The 17450-nt window shown below is 43.4% G+C and carries 15 protein-coding genes; all 15 read left to right on the top strand.

Going from position 1 to position 17450, the window contains the following annotated elements:
* Positions 1–5 precede the first annotated feature (5 nt).
* Positions 6–683 (top strand): NuoB/complex I 20 kDa subunit family protein, encoded by a 678-nt coding sequence (locus J500_RS14610; RefSeq protein WP_004987404.1) that lies wholly within the window; start codon positions 6–8, stop codon positions 681–683.
* Positions 684–770: 87 nt separating this feature from the next.
* Positions 771–2558: an NADH-quinone oxidoreductase subunit C/D gene (nuoC, locus tag J500_RS14605; protein ID WP_004987402.1), complete on the top strand. Its 1788-nt coding sequence runs from the start codon at positions 771–773 to the stop codon at positions 2556–2558.
* A gap of 12 nt (positions 2559–2570) precedes the next feature.
* Positions 2571–3080: an NADH-quinone oxidoreductase subunit NuoE gene (nuoE, locus tag J500_RS14600; RefSeq protein ID WP_004987397.1), complete on the top strand. Its 510-nt coding sequence runs from the start codon at positions 2571–2573 to the stop codon at positions 3078–3080.
* A complete protein-coding gene (gene nuoF, locus J500_RS14595) occupies positions 3077–4408 on the top strand; it encodes an NADH-quinone oxidoreductase subunit NuoF (RefSeq protein ID WP_004987395.1) in 1332 nt (443 codons plus the stop codon). The genes nuoE and nuoF overlap by 4 nt, the downstream gene beginning before the upstream one ends.
* A gap of 11 nt (positions 4409–4419) precedes the next feature.
* Positions 4420–7101, top strand: a complete 2682-nt coding sequence (nuoG, locus tag J500_RS14590; protein WP_004999027.1) for an NADH-quinone oxidoreductase subunit NuoG — start codon at positions 4420–4422, stop codon at positions 7099–7101.
* Positions 7102–7104: 3 nt separating this feature from the next.
* The gene (gene nuoH, locus J500_RS14585) at positions 7105–8121 is read left to right on the top strand and encodes an NADH-quinone oxidoreductase subunit NuoH (protein ID WP_004987391.1); all 1017 of its coding nucleotides are present in this window, start codon (positions 7105–7107) and stop codon (positions 8119–8121) included.
* A gap of 18 nt (positions 8122–8139) precedes the next feature.
* Positions 8140–8682 carry an NADH-quinone oxidoreductase subunit NuoI gene (nuoI, locus tag J500_RS14580; protein WP_004987388.1) on the top strand — a complete coding sequence of 181 codons (543 nt, stop codon included), beginning with the start codon at positions 8140–8142 and terminating at the stop codon, positions 8680–8682.
* The gene (gene nuoJ / locus J500_RS14575; RefSeq protein ID WP_171063253.1) at positions 8682–9197 is read left to right on the top strand and encodes an NADH-quinone oxidoreductase subunit J; all 516 of its coding nucleotides are present in this window, start codon (positions 8682–8684) and stop codon (positions 9195–9197) included. The genes nuoI and nuoJ overlap by 1 nt, the downstream gene beginning before the upstream one ends.
* A gap of 2 nt (positions 9198–9199) precedes the next feature.
* Positions 9200–9508 (top strand): NADH-quinone oxidoreductase subunit NuoK, encoded by a 309-nt coding sequence (gene nuoK, locus J500_RS14570; RefSeq protein ID WP_004987386.1) that lies wholly within the window; start codon positions 9200–9202, stop codon positions 9506–9508.
* Complete coding sequence (nuoL, locus tag J500_RS14565; RefSeq protein WP_034700236.1) at positions 9505–11400, top strand: NADH-quinone oxidoreductase subunit L; 1896 nt, start codon at positions 9505–9507, stop codon at positions 11398–11400. The genes nuoK and nuoL overlap by 4 nt, the downstream gene beginning before the upstream one ends.
* 1 nt (position 11401) lies before the next feature.
* Complete coding sequence (gene nuoM / locus J500_RS14560) at positions 11402–13009, top strand: NADH-quinone oxidoreductase subunit M (RefSeq protein ID WP_004987384.1); 1608 nt, start codon at positions 11402–11404, stop codon at positions 13007–13009.
* Between the two features lie 3 nt (positions 13010–13012).
* Complete coding sequence (gene nuoN, locus J500_RS14555) at positions 13013–14509, top strand: NADH-quinone oxidoreductase subunit NuoN (RefSeq protein WP_004987382.1); 1497 nt, start codon at positions 13013–13015, stop codon at positions 14507–14509.
* Between the two features lie 106 nt (positions 14510–14615).
* A complete protein-coding gene (gene upp, locus J500_RS14550) occupies positions 14616–15251 on the top strand; it encodes a uracil phosphoribosyltransferase (protein ID WP_004987377.1) in 636 nt (211 codons plus the stop codon).
* Between the two features lie 262 nt (positions 15252–15513).
* A complete protein-coding gene (locus J500_RS14545) occupies positions 15514–17247 on the top strand; it encodes a TonB-dependent siderophore receptor (RefSeq protein ID WP_228130684.1) in 1734 nt (577 codons plus the stop codon).
* On the top strand, positions 17248–17450 hold a 203-nt coding region (locus J500_RS14540), incomplete at its 3' end, for a transposase (RefSeq protein ID WP_034700232.1). It abuts the gene before it with no gap.

Raw genomic sequence — 17450 nt, 5'->3', positions numbered from 1 at the left:
TCGGGATGAAATATACATTAACCCGTGCGAATCCGAGTGCTGATCAATATCCTTTGCAAGAACGCCAAATTGTCACTGATCCGCTTGAAGAAGAAGTCAATAAAAATGTCTTCATGACCCGTCTGGAAGATGTGATGCATAATGTGGTCAACTGGGGGCGTAAAAACTCAGTCTGGCCATTTAACTTTGGTACTTCATGCTGTTACGTTGAGTATGCAACCACCTTAACAGGTGTGCATGACTTATCACGTTTTGGTGCTGAGGTTATTCGTGCTTCACCGCGTCAAGCTGACTTGATGATTGTTGCTGGAACCTGTTTTGTCAAAATGGCGCCCGTTATTCAACGTCTTTATGAGCAAATGCTTGAGCCAAAATGGGTCATTTCCATGGGAGCTTGTGCAAATTCAGGTGGTATGTACGACATTTATTCGGTTGTACAGGGCGTCGATAAAATTATTCCTGTTGACGTGTACGTCCCAGGTTGCCCGCCTCGTCCTGAAGCATTGATTCAAGCATTAATGCTACTCCAAGACCAAATTCAATTAGAGCGCCGTCCACTTTCTGCCGTAATCGGTGATGATCTTAAGCCAGTGTATAAGCCAAAGATGATGCCAGAACGCGATCGCAAAAATGCTGAACGTATTGCGGTGAAAAACCTACGCTCTATGGATGAAATTAAATAATTATTCATGATGAAGTTTTGATATATCGACTGGATATGTTTCATCAGAAAAATTGACTGAATTTGTATTAAATAGGAAGCCAAGCCAATGGCTGAAACTGACATTGCTATGCCAGAATCGACTCCAGTTGATTCACGCCCAGCATTTGCAATTGTAGAGGAACTCCAAACCAAGTTTGGTGAAAACTTCTACGTGCAACCGACTTGTGAAGAGTTTCCGACTGTCTGGGTTGAGCGCGCACGCGTACAAGATGTACTGATGTTTTTGCGTAAAGTAGAACGTCCTTACGTGATGTTGTTTGACTTATCTGCGGTGGACGAGCGTTTGCGTACCCATCGTGATGGTTTGCCTGCATCTGATTTCACGGTGTTCTATCACTTATTATCATTAGAACGTAATAGTGATATTCGTATTAAAGTAGCGCTGAATGAGAATGATATTAACATTCCAACAGCCACCAATATTTGGCCAAATGCCAACTGGTACGAACGTGAAGCTTACGATATGTTCGGGATCAATTTCGAAGGGCATCCGATGCTGCGTCGAATTTTGTTACCAACTTATTGGGAAGGGCATCCACTGCGTAAAGAATATTCTGCACGTGCGACCGAATATACCCCGTATATGCAGAACAAAGCCAAGCAGGATTTTGAACAGGAACATTTGCGTTTCGTCCCAGAAGATTGGGGATTAAAACGTGGAAATGCCGATGAGGATTTCATGTTCCTGAACTTGGGTCCTAACCATCCATCTGCACATGGTGCGTTCCGTGTGGTGTTACAGTTAGATGGTGAAGAAGTCAAAGACTGTGTGCCTGATATCGGTTATCACCATCGTGGTGTGGAAAAGATGGCTGAGCGTCAAACTTGGCACTCGTTCATTCCCTATACCGACCGTGTGGACTACTTGGGCGGTTGTGCGCAAAACATGCCTTATGTCATGGGCGTTGAGCAGCTTGCGGGTATTAAAGTGCCTGAACGTGCGCAATGTATCCGTGTCATGATGTCGGAATTGTTCCGTATCAACAACCACTTGTTATATATCGGTACGGCGATTCAGGATGCGGGTGGTATGACCCCAGTATTCTATATGTTTGCCGATCGTCAAAAAATCTATGACGCGATTGAAGCGATCACAGGTTTCCGTATGCATCCTGCGTGGTTCCGTATCGGTGGAACAGCACATGACCTTCCAAACAACTGGCAAAAACTGATTCGTGACATTCTCGAATGGATGCCAAAGCGTTTGAAGGAATATCATACTGCTGCACTTAAAAACTCAGTATTTGAAGGTCGTACCCGTAATGTTGCTCAATATGATGCAAAATCTGCATTGGCTTGGGGAATAACAGGCACTGGTTTACGCGCCACAGGTATTGACTTTGATGTGCGTAAATATCGTCCATACAGTGGTTATGAAAATTACGATTTTGAAGTACCACTTGAGTATGAAGGCGATGCCTATGCTCGTGTCATGGTGCATTATCGCGAAATCGAAGAATCGCTCAAAATCGTGAAACAATGTCTGGATAATATGCCATCTGGTCCGTATAAAGCGGATCATCCTCTGGCAGTTCCACCACCGAAAGATAAAACCCTGCAAGATATTGAAACTCTGATTACGCACTTCTTAAGTGTGTCATGGGGGCCTGTCATGCCAGCGGGTGAAGCATCTGTGATGGCGGAAGTGGTGAAAGGTGCGTCTAACTATTATTTGACGTCTGATAAATCAACCATGAGTTATCGTACTCGTATTCGTACACCGACCTTTACCCATCTACAGCAAATTCCATCTGTGATTAACGGTAGTCTGGTTTCAGACTTGATCATTTATCTGGCAACCATTGATGTGGTTATGGCCGACGTGGATCGCTAAGGGGTACGCATTATGATGATTTTGACTGATAAAAAGCCACGTGTGAATGTTGAAGGGATTTTGACTGCGGATGAAATCCACGAAATAGAACATCACATTGATCACTATCCGTATCCACGTGCGGCATCATTGGATGCACTGAAGTGCGTACAACGCCGTAATGGCTGGGTAGATGATGCACAGATGAATGCAATCGCGCAGTTATTAACGATTAGCGTTGCAGATTTGGAAGGTGTGGCGACATTTTATAACCGTATTTATCGCCAACCTGTGGGTCGTCACGTAATTTTATTGTGTGACTCGATTGCCTGCTTCTTGATGGGTGCTGAAACTTTGGCTGAAGCGTTCCAACGTGAGCTGGGTATTCAGTATGGTCAAACCACGCAAGATGGCCGTTTTACCTTATTACCCATTTGCTGTTTAGGTAATTGTGATAAAGGCCCAACACTTATGATTGATGAAGATACCCATGGTTTGGTAGATGTATCTTCGGTCAAACAGTTATTGGAGAAGTATGTATGAATACTGAACCAAAACCGATTTATGGCGAAGGTAATCCAGAAACTCATCCACTGACTTGGCGTTTGAGTAAACAGGAACATGTCCGCAATGCCGATGATTACGAAGCTTTAGAGGGTTATCAAGGCTTTAAGAAAGCCATTGAAATGAAACCTGCGGAAGTTTTGGAAGTCATTAAAGCAGCAACGGTCAAAGGCCGTGGTGGTGCAGGTTTCCCAGCAGGGATTAAATGGTCGCTCATGGCACCGAATGATGGTGGTCCACGCTATCTCATCTGTAATGCCGATGAAATGGAACCCGGTACATTCAAAGACCGTTTGTTGATGGAACGTCTTCCGCACCAATTGATTGAAGGCATGTTGATCGCTGCTTATACCTTAGAGGCAACGCAGGGTTATATCTTTATTCGTGGTGAATATATTGAAGCGGCTCAATACTTAAATGAAGCTTTGGAACAAGTTCGTGCCAAAGGTTATTTGGGTGACAATATTCTGGATACAGGCTGGAATTTTGAGCTGTTTGTGCATACAGGTGCTGGCCGTTATATCTGTGGTGAAGAAACTGCATTGATTAACTCGCTAGAAGGTCGTCGTGCTAATCCACGGACTAAACCGCCATTCCCGCAAGTTGCAGGAGCATGGGGGCGTCCAACCATCGTCAATAACGTCGAAACTTATAACAACTTACCCGCGATCATGTTACGTGGTCCTGAGTGGTATATCGGTTTGTCTGCGGGTAAATCCAAAGATCCAGGTACTAAAATTTATGGTGCCTCAGGTAAAGTTAAATTCCCAGGACTTTGGGAGTTGCCATTTGGTACGACTGCGCGTGAAGTGATTGAAGACTACGCGGGTGGTATGCGTGATGGTCTGAAACTTAAAGCATGGTTACCGGGTGGTGCATCCACTGACTTTTTAGCAGCTGAGCATATTGATCTTCCGATGGATTCTGAAAGCATCATGAAAGCAGGTTCGCGTTTAGGTACGTGCTTGTTGATGGTGGTGGATGAAACCCAATGTATGGTTTCTGCGGTACGTAACCTTGAAGAGTTCTTTGCGCGTGAATCATGTGGCTGGTGTACACCATGCCGTGATGGTTTACCTTGGGCGGTCAAAGCACTGAAAGCACTTGAAAATGGTGAAGGCAAGATGGAAGACATCGAGCATTTGTCTGAACTCACCAAAAAGTTGTGGATCGGTAAGACCTTCTGTGCCCACGCACCGGGTGCGATGGAGCCGCTTATGGGCGCACTCAAATATTTCCGTAGCGAGTTTGAAGCAAAAGTGACCAATCGTCCTGTTGCCCAAGCCAGTCACGTAGAACAAGTTTAAGGAATTCGACTATGGCTACAATTCATGTCGATGGAAAATCATATGAAGTCAATGGGTCAGAAAACCTGCTACAAGCATGTTTGTCCCTAGGCATCGACATTCCATATTTTTGTTGGCATCCATCCTTAGGTTCTGTGGGTTCATGTCGTCAATGTGCGGTGACTCAGTATGCAAATGCTGACGATACCCGTGGACGTTTAGTGATGTCATGTATGACACCCGCGGCTGACAATACGTTTATTTCAATCGAAGATAAAGAAGCGGTTGATTTTCGTGAGTCAGTGGTTGAATTTTTAATGACCAACCACCCGCACGACTGCCCAGTCTGTGAAGAAGGGGGGCACTGTCATTTACAAGATATGACCGTCATGACAGGTCATGACCGTCGTCGTTATCGTTTTACTAAACGTACGCACTATAACCAAGAGTTGGGTTCGTTTATTGCACATGAAATGAACCGTTGTATCGCGTGTTATCGTTGTGTGCGTTACTACAAAGACTACGCAGGCGGGACTGACTTTGGTGTCTATGCCAATGCATCGCGTGTGTACTTTGGTCGTCCAGAGTCTGGCACTTTGGAGTCTGAATTTTCAGGTAACCTGACAGAAGTTTGTCCAACAGGTGTATTTACCGATAAAACTCACTCTGAACGTTATAACCGTAAATGGGATATGCAGTATGCACCAAGCGTGTGTCAGGGCTGTTCTTCAGGTTGTAACATTTCTCCGGGTGAGCGTTATGGTGAATTGCGCCGTGTAGAAAACCGTTTTAACGGTGAGGTCAATCAGTACTTCCTCTGCGATAAAGGTCGCTTTGGTACGGGTTATGTGAACCGCGCAGATCGTCCGCGTCAGCCACAGTTCCGTGTCGGTGAAGCAGTCAGTTCAGTTTCAGTTGATCAGGCACTGGATGAAGTCATCTTAAAACTTCAAGGTAAAAAAGTACTGGGAATCGGTTCTCCACGTGCCAGTCTTGAATCGAACTATGCATTACGTGAGCTAGTCGGACAAGAAAACTACTCAACAGGCCTGTCGCAAAAAGAGCAAAATCTGGTTGAGCTTGCGGCTTCAATCATGCAAACCGAGGGTGTTTACAACCCGAATATGCGTGAAGTCGAAAGCTATGATGCAGTACTGATTTTAGGTGAAGACCTCACTCAAACTGCACCGCGTATGGCATTATCCGTTCGTCAAGCAGCGAAAAATAAAGCCAAACAAATGGCGGCGGATCGTCGTACTCCAGACTGGTTAGCAGAACCTGTACAACGTATTGGTCAGGATGAGAAATCTCCGATTTATATTTTGGCAGCAACGCAAACTCGGTTAGCGGATGTAGCAACAGGTGAAGTAGTTGCATCTCCAAACGACATTGCGCGTCTTGGTTTTGCTATTGCGGCAGCCGTGAAAGGTGAAACCCTCAATGGTCTAGATGATGATGCCAAAGCCTTTGCTCAAAGCATTGCTGACAGTTTAAAAGCTGCGAAAAAACCTTTGGTGATTTCGGGTACTAGCTTACAAGATCCTGCGATTATGGAAGCGGCTGCGCAAGTCGCACAAAATCTAGGCAATGCTGGTCTTACACTGACTGTGCCTGAAGTGAACTCAATGGGTCTGGCATTGTTTGGTGGTCAAAGCTTAGAACAAGTCTTTGCACAAGATTATGACACTGTCGTGATCGTGGAAAATGACTTATTCCGTCGTTTACCTGCACCTCAAGTCAAAGCTGCTCTTGTCAAAGCGCAAACCGTAATTGTGTTGGATCACAGTGAAACTGAGACTGTGAAACAGGCCGATATCGTGCTTTCAGCGGCAAGTTTTGCTGAGGGTGATGGTACAGTGGTGAGTCAGGAAGGTCGTGCGCAACGTTTCTACCAAGTTTATGATCCAAGCTATTACAAGCCAGAGTATGCGATCAAAGAATCATGGCGTTGGTTACATGCTATTGAAACAGGACTCAACGGTAAAGTGATTAACTGGACTTTACTGGATGATGTGATTGAATCTGTGGTGAAAAATGTTCCTGTGCTTGAAGCGATTCAGGACGTTGCACCAGATGCAGGCTACCGTGTTCATGGTTTAAAAATTGCGCGTGAACCGCGTCGTTATTCAGGTCGTACCGCACTTCGTGCACCAATTTCTGTACATGAACCAAAACAACCTGTGGATGTCGATTCAGCTTTAACTTTCTCGATGGAAGGTTATGTGGGTCCACAAAAAGCATCATCATTGGTTCCATTTGCATGGGCACCGGGTTGGAACTCGCCACAATCTTGGAATAAATACCAAGATGAAGTCGGTGGTCACTTGAAAGGTGGCGACTCAGGTATTCGTTTATTTGATCGTTTACCAAAACGTCCTGCACGTAGCTTTGTTGCACCAGCAGCGATTACGGTCAATCCTGAAAGTTTCCGTCTGGTTCCAATGCATCACATTTTTGCATCGGGTGAATTTACCATTAAGACACCTGCCATGCAGTCTCGTATTCCTGAAGCCACTTTTGCTTTGGGTGAACAAGATGCAACTCGTTTGAATCTCAAAGATGGTGAACGTATTTCATTACAAGCGGGTGAAACCACAGTGAGCTTACCTGTTCAGGTGATTGAATATTTACCAACGGGTTATATCGGTTATCCAATTGGTTTGGCACCGACGGTGTCTTTGGCTGAACCTGTATCAGTCGCGGTAGGAGTGTAATTCATGCAACAAGAAATTATGCGTCAAACACCGCTTTGGGCTGAGAACTGGCCAATTGCTTATGCTGTGGTTCAAGCGATTGTGATTATGCTGGTAGTGGTTGTGATTGCAGCTTTAATGTCATTTATTGAACGTCGTCTTTTGGCACTCTGGCAAGACCGTTATGGTCCTAATCGTGTAGGGCCAGGCGGTATGTTTCAGATCGTGGCAGATATGCTGAAGATCATGTTCAAGGAAGACTGGACACCAAAGTTTGCCGATAAATTGACCTTTCGTATGGCACCAGCAGTGGCAATGGCAACTGCGGTACTGTCATTTATGGTGATTCCAATCAGTCCGACGCTTGGCGTTGCGGACATGAGTATTGGTCTATTGTTCTTTATGGCAATGGCGGGTATTGCAGTTTATGCCGTGCTGTTTGGTGGTTGGTCATCAAACAACAAATACTCGTTACTGGGTGGTTTACGTTCTGCGGCTCAAACCATTTCTTATGAAGTGTTTTTGGGTATTTCCCTGATGGGCGTTGTTGCCATCGCAGGTTCATTTAACCTGCGTGAAATTGTGGAAGCGCAACGCGATGTTTGGTTTATCATTCCGCAGTTTATTGGCTTTATGGTATTTGTGATCGCGGGTGTTGCGGTCACGCATCGTCATCCATTTGACCAACCAGAAGCTGAACAAGAATTGGCTGAAGGTTATCACGTTGAATATGGTGGTATGAAGTGGGGCATGTTCTTCGTTGCAGAATATGTGAATATCGTACTGATTTCTGCCTTGATCGTGACCTTATTCTTTGGTGGTTGGCTTGCGCCATTTAACCTTGAAATTCCGTTTGTTCCGCCTGTGTTCTGGTTCATTATTAAAACAGCGTTTTTTATGATGATGTTTATTTTGGCTCGTGGTTCTTTAATGCGTCCGCGTTATGACCAAGTCATGAATTTTGGTTGGAAAATTTGTTTGCCGCTGGCGTTAGTCAACTTACTCGTGACTGGTGCTGTGATTCTGATGAATCAGGCCTAAGACAGCAGGGAGTACAAAATGTATAAAGTTCTAGCTGGAGTTGGGTCAATCGTTCGTACCTTGTGGATGGTATTTACCCACATTACGCGTAAACGAGACACAATTCTTTATCCTGAAGTCCCAGCAGAGGAAATTGTACCGCCTCGCTATCGTGGCCGTATTATTCTGACTCGTGATCCAGACGGTGAAGAGCGCTGCGTGGCATGTAACTTGTGTGCAGTGGCTTGTCCAGTCGGCTGTATTTCACTGCAAAAAGCAGAAAAAGAAGACGGACGCTGGTATCCAGAATTTTTCCGTATCAACTTCTCTCGTTGTATTTTCTGTGGCATGTGTGAAGAGGCGTGTCCAACGACCGCGATTCAGCTTACTCCTGACTTTGAGTTAGGTGAGTACGTGCGTCAGGACTTGGTTTATGAAAAAGAAAATCTATTGATTTCTGGTCCAGGTAAATATCCTGACTATAACTTCTACCGTGTTGCGGGTATGGCAATTGATGGTAAAGGTAAAGGTCAAGCGCAAAAAGAAAGTGCACCTATCGATGTACGGAGTTTATTACCATGATGTGGCCATTTTATTTGATGGCTCTCGTGGCCATTGTCTCTACGATTCGTGTGGTGACCAATGCGAATCCTGTACATGCTTTACTCAGTCTGATTGTTTCATTACTTGCAGTAGCGGGTATCTTCATGATCGTGGGTGCGCCATTTGCTGGTGCGCTTGAAGTGATTGTTTATGCTGGTGCAATTATGGTTCTGTTCGTCTTTGTGGTGATGATGCTGAATTTAGGTCAGCATACTGTGGAACAAGAACGTAAGTGGTTGAGCTCTGAAACATGGGCAGTTCCAGCACTGATGAGCTTTCTGCTCGGTTTGACTTTGGTCTGGATGTTATCAAGTGATTACACGGTACCGGGACAAGTCATGGGTCGTGAAGTGATCGGTCCAAAAGCAGTCGGTCAAGCTTTGTTTACTCATTATTTATTATTGGTTGAAGTTGCCGCGATGTTATTGCTTGCAGCATTAGTTGCAGCATTCCACTTAGGTAAACGTGAACCAAGTGCAGAAGGGGAACTATAACAATGGGCAATATCCCTTTAGAACATGGTTTGATTGTTGCAACCATTCTTTTTGCACTGGGTTTTTACGGTGTAATGGTGCGACGCAATCTTCTCTTTATGTTGATGAGCCTTGAAATCATGATGAATGCTGCGGCATTGGCATTTGTTTTAGCAGGAAGTGCATGGGCACAACCTGATGGTCAGATTATGTTTATCCTGATTTTGACTCTTGCTGCGGCAGAGGCTTGTATTGGTCTTGCGATTGTCCTTCAGTTTTACCATCGCTTCCACCATCTGGATGTGGATGCTGCTAGTGAGATGCGCGGATGAGTACTTTATATTTAACGATTCTTTTTCCGCTGATCGGTTTTATTTTATTAGCGGTAGGGCGCGACAAGCTCTCTGAAAATGTCGCAGCCATTATTGGTGTCGGCTCGGTTGGACTCTCTGCATTGTTTGCTCTCATTGCCGGACTTGCATTTACCAGCAGTGGACAACCATTTTTTGTCCAACATTTGTGGACTTGGTTTAATGTCGGTGGTTTTGCACCGGGTATTACGCTATATCTCGATGGTTTGTCATTACTGATGACAGGCATGATTACGGGTGTGGGTTTCCTCATCCATATCTTTGCTTCATGGTATATGCGCGGCGAAGAAGGCTATGCGCGTTTCTTCTCATATTTCAACCTGTTTGTTGCCAGCATGTTGGTGTTGGTGCTTGGCGATAACTTGGCGTTATTGTTCTTGGGTTGGGAAGGCGTCGGTCTGTGCTCATATCTATTGATTGGATTTTATTATTCAAATCCAGACAATGGCTGGGCTGCGATCAAGGCATTTACAGTGACACGTGTTGGTGACGTATTTTTACTTATTGCATTGTTCCTGCTTTATCAACAGTTTGGTACGTTAAATACGCATTATATCGTTGAAAATGCGGCGACAGTGATGACACAAAGCTCATCGCTTTCAATCTGGACCGCTTTAATGTTGTTCTTGGGTGCGGCAGGTAAATCTGCGCAGATTCCATTACAAACATGGTTGGCCGATGCGATGGCAGGCCCTACGCCTGTTTCAGCACTTATCCACGCTGCAACGATGGTGACAGCGGGTGTCTATCTGACCAGTCGTATGCATAGCGTGATTGAAATGGCGCCAGCAGTGATGCAATTCATTTCAATTACAGGTGCTGTAACTTTGCTCGTCGCAGGTTTTGCAGCATTGGTTCAAACCGATATCAAACGTATTTTGGCTTACTCAACGATGAGTCAGTTGGGTTATATGTTTATGGCAGTGGGTGCAGAAGCCTATCAGGCAGGTCTGTTCCATATGTTGGCTCACGCATTCTTTAAAGCGTTATTGTTCTTATCTTCTGGTGCAGTGATTTTAGCGTGTCATCATGAACAAAACATTTTCAAGATGGGTGGTTTGCGTAAAAAGATTCCATTTGTATTCTGGTGTTTTGTCATCGGCGGCGGTGCACTTGCTGCGCTTCCAATCGTGACCATTGGCTTCTTCTCTAAAGATGCGATCTTAGGCGCAGTTTATGCACAATCTGTGATTGCAAACTTACCACTTTACAATACCTTGTATTGGGTCGGGGTTGCAGGTGCATTCTTAACGTCTATTTATACTTTCCGTTTAATCTGGGTGGTATTTTTTGGCGAAGAAAAAACAGAAGCACATGCTATTCATGGTGTGACTTACTGGGGACCTTTGGCTATTCTTGCATTCTTATCGACAGGTTTCGGTTACTTCTTACAAGCTCCAGTTTTGAAGCTTTTAAGCAGTGCTAATATTCCAAGTTTTGTGATTCCAGAAAGTTTGGAAGCTGCGGTTTCTCACGCAGAACATTTGGCAAGCGGTATTGCGATTGCGGGTTTAATCGTAGGAATCTTGTTGTTTGTATTTGCTTACGCGGCAGTTAAATCTTTTGCTCAAAGTGATTTGGGTTCAGGTTTAGTGCATATTTGTCGTACTGCATTTGGTTTTGATGCCTTGTATAACATCGTGTTTGTAAAACCTTATTTGTTTATAGCAAGACTTTTAGGTCGAGATCCAATCGATAGCATGTGGCTGGTATTGCCTGCCTTAGTGAAAGGCGGCAACAAATTTACGAGTTCACGTCAAACTGGTTTAGTGCGTGAATACGCTTCCAGTATGTCGCTTGGTGTCGTCGTGCTGTTGATGATCCTTATCGTTATTCAGGTGGTGGGGAAATAAAATGGAAAACAATTTAATTTTACCCGCGCTGATTTTAGTTCCTTTCATTGCTGGTTTTGTTTGCTGGTTGGTCGACAAGCTCGATCAGCATTTACCGCGCTGGATTGCCTTAATTGGTATGCTCGTGACTTTGGGATTGACACTTGCACTATGGCAAAGTGGTCAATTTCATTATGAGCTTGGTGCTCGAGTTCCAACGTGGTCAGCAGAGTTTAATCTTCCTTGGATTCAGACTTTAGGGATTAATATCCATCTTGCTATTGATGGTTTATCACTCTTGATGGTTGGCCTGACTGCACTACTGGGTGTTTTGGCAGTTGGTTGTTCATGGGGTGAAATCCAGAAAAATGTCGGTTTCTTCCATCTAAACCTTTTATGGTCTTTGGGTGGCGTGATCGGGGTTTTCCTTGCAGTTGATTTGTTCTTGTTCTTCTTCTTCTGGGAGATGATGCTGGTTCCAATCTACTTCCTGATCGCACTATGGGGTCACCGTGGTGCAGACGGAAAATCACGTGTCTATGCGGCTACCAAGTTTTTCCTTTATACCCAGATTGCAGGTTTAATCATGCTGATTGGTATTCTGGGTCTGGTGGTCTATGGCTACATGATGACAGGTTCGATCGGATTTGATTACAACTACTTGCTTGCAGTCGCCAATACACTTGATCAGCAAGCACCTGCGGTTGCTTATGCCTTTATGATCTGTATGTTTATTGGTTTTGCAGTGAAATTACCTGTATTTCCACTGCATGGCTGGTTACCCGATGCGCATGCTCAGGCACCGACCGCGGGTTCAGTAGACTTGGCAGGTATTTTGATTAAAACTGCTGCGTATGGTTTACTCCGTTTTGTGATTCCATTCTTCCCAGCGGCTTCGGCACAATTTGCAGATATCGCGATTATTTTTGGTTTGATTGGTATTTTCTACGGTGCTTGGTGTGCCTATCAGCAAACCGATATGAAACGTTTGTTGGCGTATACCTCAATTTCGCACATGGGCTTTGTGCTTCTTGCGATTTATGCCGGTAATATCCTGACCTATCAGGGTTTAATGATCATGATGCTGGCACATGGTTTATCTTCTGCTGCACTCTTCATTATGTCTGGTCAAGTCTATGAGCGTCTACATACGCGTGATTTACGCCTGATGGGTGGTTTGCGTGGACAGCTTCAATATTTACCATTCTTCCTGATGTTCTTTGTGGCTGCTTTGGTGGGTATACCAGGACTAGGTAACTTTATTGGTGAATTCCTGATCCTTATGGGTTCATTTAATAAATATCCTGCGTTCACGATTATCGCTGCGGTGAGTTTGGTCTTTGCAGGACTATATGGTTTGATTTTGATTCATAAAGCATTGTTTGGTGAGCCAAACCCTGAACAAAAACAGCACTATGTTCAACCGCTTAAAGATTTGAATTTACGTGAGCTTGTTATTTTGATGGTGTGTCTGATTGGTTTGGTCTGGTTGGGTCTTTATCCTCAAACCTTCCTCGACGTATCGCACTCAAGCATGCAATGGTTAGCCAATAGCTATAGTCCTGTACAACCTGTGGTTGACTTGACTCAGCAAGCAGCGACTCAGCTTAGTAATGTGGAGATCCAATAAGCCATGAACTTCACAATGTCTTTTTCTCAGCTTATGCCTTTGGCACCCGTGATGATTGTGGCGTTGACCGCAGTCGTTGTGATGATCCTGATTGCAATTAAACGTAATCATAATTTAATTGCAACCGCTTCAGTGGTGGGTCTAAACCTTGCCGCAGCTTATATTCTCATTACGATGTTTGGTGGTCATTTTGTACCATCGAATGTCATGGGAATGTTTATGATCGATCCGTTTACGCTGATTTATCAATTACTCATTATTGTGGCTTCACTTGCGTGCTGTACTTTGTCACATGCGTATATTGAAACCTATAAAGATAATCGCGAAGAACTTTACTTATTGCTTCTGATCTCGGTATCAGGGGCAATGCTGATGGTTGCAAGCGCGCATTATGCTTCTTTCTTCATTAGCCTTGAGTTAATGTCGATCCCAGTTTATGGCTTGTTGGCTTATACCTATCAGCGTAGTCGTTCACTTGAATCTGGTGTGAAGTATCTTGTACTTTCTGCAACTGCTTCTGCAATGCTTTTGATGGGCATGGCTTATATCTATGCCTATACAGGTTCATTGTCTTTCTATGATTCTGTACAAGCATTATTTAATGCGATTCGCCAACCAATGGTGATTTTAGGGCTTGCACTGGTCATTTTTGCGGTTGCATTCAAACTTTCACTGGCGCCATTTCATAAATGGACACCTGATGTTTATGCAGGTGCGCCAGCGCCAATGGCGACCTTTTTGGCGACTGCGGCTAAAGTGGCAACAATTGGTCTATTTGTACGTTATATGCTGACTTCTGGTGCGATCCTTGTCGATTCACTAGTAACGATTTTAACGATCATTGCCGTGTTATCTATTTTAGCGGGTAACTTGCTTGCAGTTCGTCAGGTCAATTTAAAGCGTATTTTGGCTTATTCATCGATTGCGCATTTTGGTTATTTGTTGATTGCTTTAATCAGCATGACCTACGCAAGTTTAGGTAGCGTTACGGTGTATGTCGTGACTTATGTACTGACTACCATTGGTGCATTCGGTGCGGTTGCGTTGATGTCTAGTCCTTATAACAATGTCGATGAAGCTGAAAGTCTTGCGGATTATCGTGGTTTATTCTGGCGTCGTCCTGTTTTAACTGCGACTTTAACCGTAATGATGCTGTCTTTGGCGGGTATTCCATTAACTGCGGGCTTTATTGGTAAATTCCTTGTGGTAATGGCTGCGGTAACGACTCAGCATTGGTTCCTTGCAGCCATGATTATCGTGGGTAGTGGTATTGGTTTGTACTATTACCTACGTGTGATGGTGGTCATGTATATGACTCCGCCTGAGGTTCCTCGTATCGATGCGGATAAGCATTGGGGACAAAAAGTAGGTGGAATCATGGTCTTGGCTGCGGCTGCATTGGTTTTAATTATTGGTATCTATCCAGATCCAGTGATTAAACTAGCCTTAGAAGGCGAGATTTTATCACCTCTGCATTTTGTGTTATCACAACAGCATTAAGCTTGTGTTTTAACAAAAAAAACCTCCATTCGTGGAGGTTTTTTAATTTTCGTCACTAAAACTATTTATAATATATCAAGTTTAATGTTGTTTTAGGTGTTCTCCCGTGCCCATTCAAGAAATCCGTCATCCTCTGATTCGTCATAAACTTGGCTTATTGCGACGTTCGGATATCAGCACAAAAAATTTCCGTGAACTTGCTCAAGAAGTCACAATGCTTCTGACTTATGAAGCGACAAAAGATTTGCAACTGGTCGATCATGAGGTTGATGGTTGGGCGGGCAAAGTCACGACCCAGCGTATTGCAGGTAAAAAAATTACCATCGTTCCGATTTTACGAGCAGGAATCGGCATGTTGGAAGGCGTACTTAACCTGATTCCTAGTGCCAAAGTCAGTGTACTCGGTTTGGAGCGTGATGAAGAAACCTTACAGGCGCGAACGTATTACAAAAAATTAGTTCCTGATGTAGCGAATCGTATCGCGATGATTATTGATCCAATGTTAGCGACGGGTAGTTCACTTGTTGCTGCGATTGATGTTCTTAAAGCCAGCGGATGTAAAGATATTCGTGTCATGATTTTGGTTGCTGCACCTGAAGGCATTAAAAAAGTGCATGAATTGCACCCCGAAGTGGAAATTTATACCGCATCGATTGATGATGGATTGAATGCGCAAGGTTATATCGTGCCTGGCCTTGGTGATGCAGGAGATAAGATTTTTGGTAGTGTCCAAAAAGATTAAAAGACTCCTTTAAAAAGCTGCCAATTTGGCGGCTTTTTTTTTGCAAAAAAGGGATGTGCATTCCAGCTAAATTACTGTTTAAGTTTTTTAAAAAATTAAAATAACCTTAAATTTTTTATAAATATTAAATGGAAATAATTATTTACTAGCTTAGGTGAATAAAAAAATACAATTACAATTATGGAGATAGTATGTATAATGTTAGTGATAATTATTATCAATTGAGATAGGATTGCGCTAATTTTATACAGGGGTACATTTAATGTTTAATACTCAACCCAAAATATTAGCCCGTACAATTTCAGTGATGATGTTTATGGCGGCTGGTAGTAGTTTTATTCACGCTGAAGATATATTACCGACCATCAAACTGAAAGCTGACGATCAAGATCAGCAAGGTTATACCGTTAAAAAATCTAAATCTGCAACCAAGATGGATTTGGCGCTGAAAGATACACCTCAGTCTGTGAGTGTAATTACAAAAGAACAAATCGATGATCAAAACTTAACAACTGTTGAAGATGTATTGAATCAGACCCCGGGTGTATATGTACAGCGTTTTGGTGCGCAAGGTGCAGTAGGCAATGGGGGAGAATATGTATTTTATTATGCTCGCGGTAAACAAATCGTAAATTATCAAGTTGATGGTGTTATGACAGCGCCAGCGATTGATGGCAAAAATGGATCATCTCTGAGTAATTTTGACCCCGCTGTTTTTGAAAACGTGACCGTAATTAAGGGTGCTACTGGCTTGACTAATGGTGCGGGTTATCCAAGCGCAAGTGTAAATTTTAATAGAAAACATGCCAATAGTAGTGTCCCAACTGGAGAGGTTAAACTGAGTGGTGGCTCATGGGATACTTACCGATCACAATTTGATGTACAAGGTGGTTTAAATAGTGCTGGTTCTATTCGTGGTCGCGCTGTGGCATCGTATGGTCAGGGTGATTCATGGAAAGCTTGGGGAGATAATCAGTCAGGGACACTCTATGGCATTATCGATGCTGATATTGACCCTAAAACAACGGTTTCTGTTGGTGGTATGCTAAGTCGTAACAAAGTGACGGGTCTTGGTGTGCATGGTATTGATATGTATGGTATTGACGGTGGTATTAATCCATACACCCCTAGCTTTAATGCCAATGCAAAATTGGCATATAGTCGGGTTGATACTATTAATCTATTTGCACAAGCAAAACATGAATTTGAAAATCGTTGGAATTTGCAGGCAAACTATAACTATACACAACAGCAAATTAAGTCGCTGTTTGGGGTGATCGGTGTAGCCTCAGTCAATTATTCTGATCAGGATGTCATCAAAGGTACAACAACTTATAAAGCACATTATGCATCTCTCGCCGCCTCACAAAATAATTTCAATCCCGAAGAACATAGTTTAGATGTTTCTGCGTCAGGGCCGTATCAATTATTTGGTCGTGAACATGAGTTGATGTTGGGTGCAAGTTATCAGCATATTGAAAATAATAATAACAACTTTTCAGGTTCTAACAGTGCTAATGCGGTTGATTTGAGAACGTGGAATGGCGATGTTGCATTACCTAACGCGGCGACTCAAGTAGTGGGAGTAAATAACAAGAAATATGAGCAAGTCGGATATTATTTGGCTACACGCTTGAATCCAATTGATCATTTACATGTCATTGCTGGTGCTCGTTTATCCGACTATGATTATGAAACATTAGTCACGACTGCAACCAAAAATACACCTACCCATTTTAGTACTTATGCAAAAGTTACTCCTTATGCAGGTATTACTTATGACATTGCTCCGTGGTTAACTGCTTATGCAAGCTATACTAATATTTTCATGCCACAAAGTAACCGTGACTACAATTATGCTTTATTGGATCCGCAAGAAGGTGATAACTATGAAGGTGGTTTTAAAGCGACATTCTTTGAAAATCGCCTGAATCTAAGTGCTTCATATTTTGAAGGGCTTTGTTGCATAAATAAATTTCATCCCCATACATGTTAGATGAATACAGAATCAAAAAGCCGATACAAAACAACGAACTGGTCTGAGTACAATCAGGCTTTACGTCAACGGGGTGCTTTCACCATTTGGTTTGATCCCCAAATGCAATGGTCTGCAACACCTACTGGAAAAAAAGGACGTCAACCTACCTACACTGATATAGCAATTCAATTTGCCCTGACGATACGAAACCTGTTCCAACT

Source organism: Acinetobacter sp. 479375, from assembly GCF_000581715.1.
In the GTDB taxonomy this organism is placed as follows: domain Bacteria; phylum Pseudomonadota; class Gammaproteobacteria; order Pseudomonadales; family Moraxellaceae; genus Acinetobacter; species Acinetobacter ursingii.
This window is presented reverse-complemented; position numbering and strand designations above follow the sequence as displayed.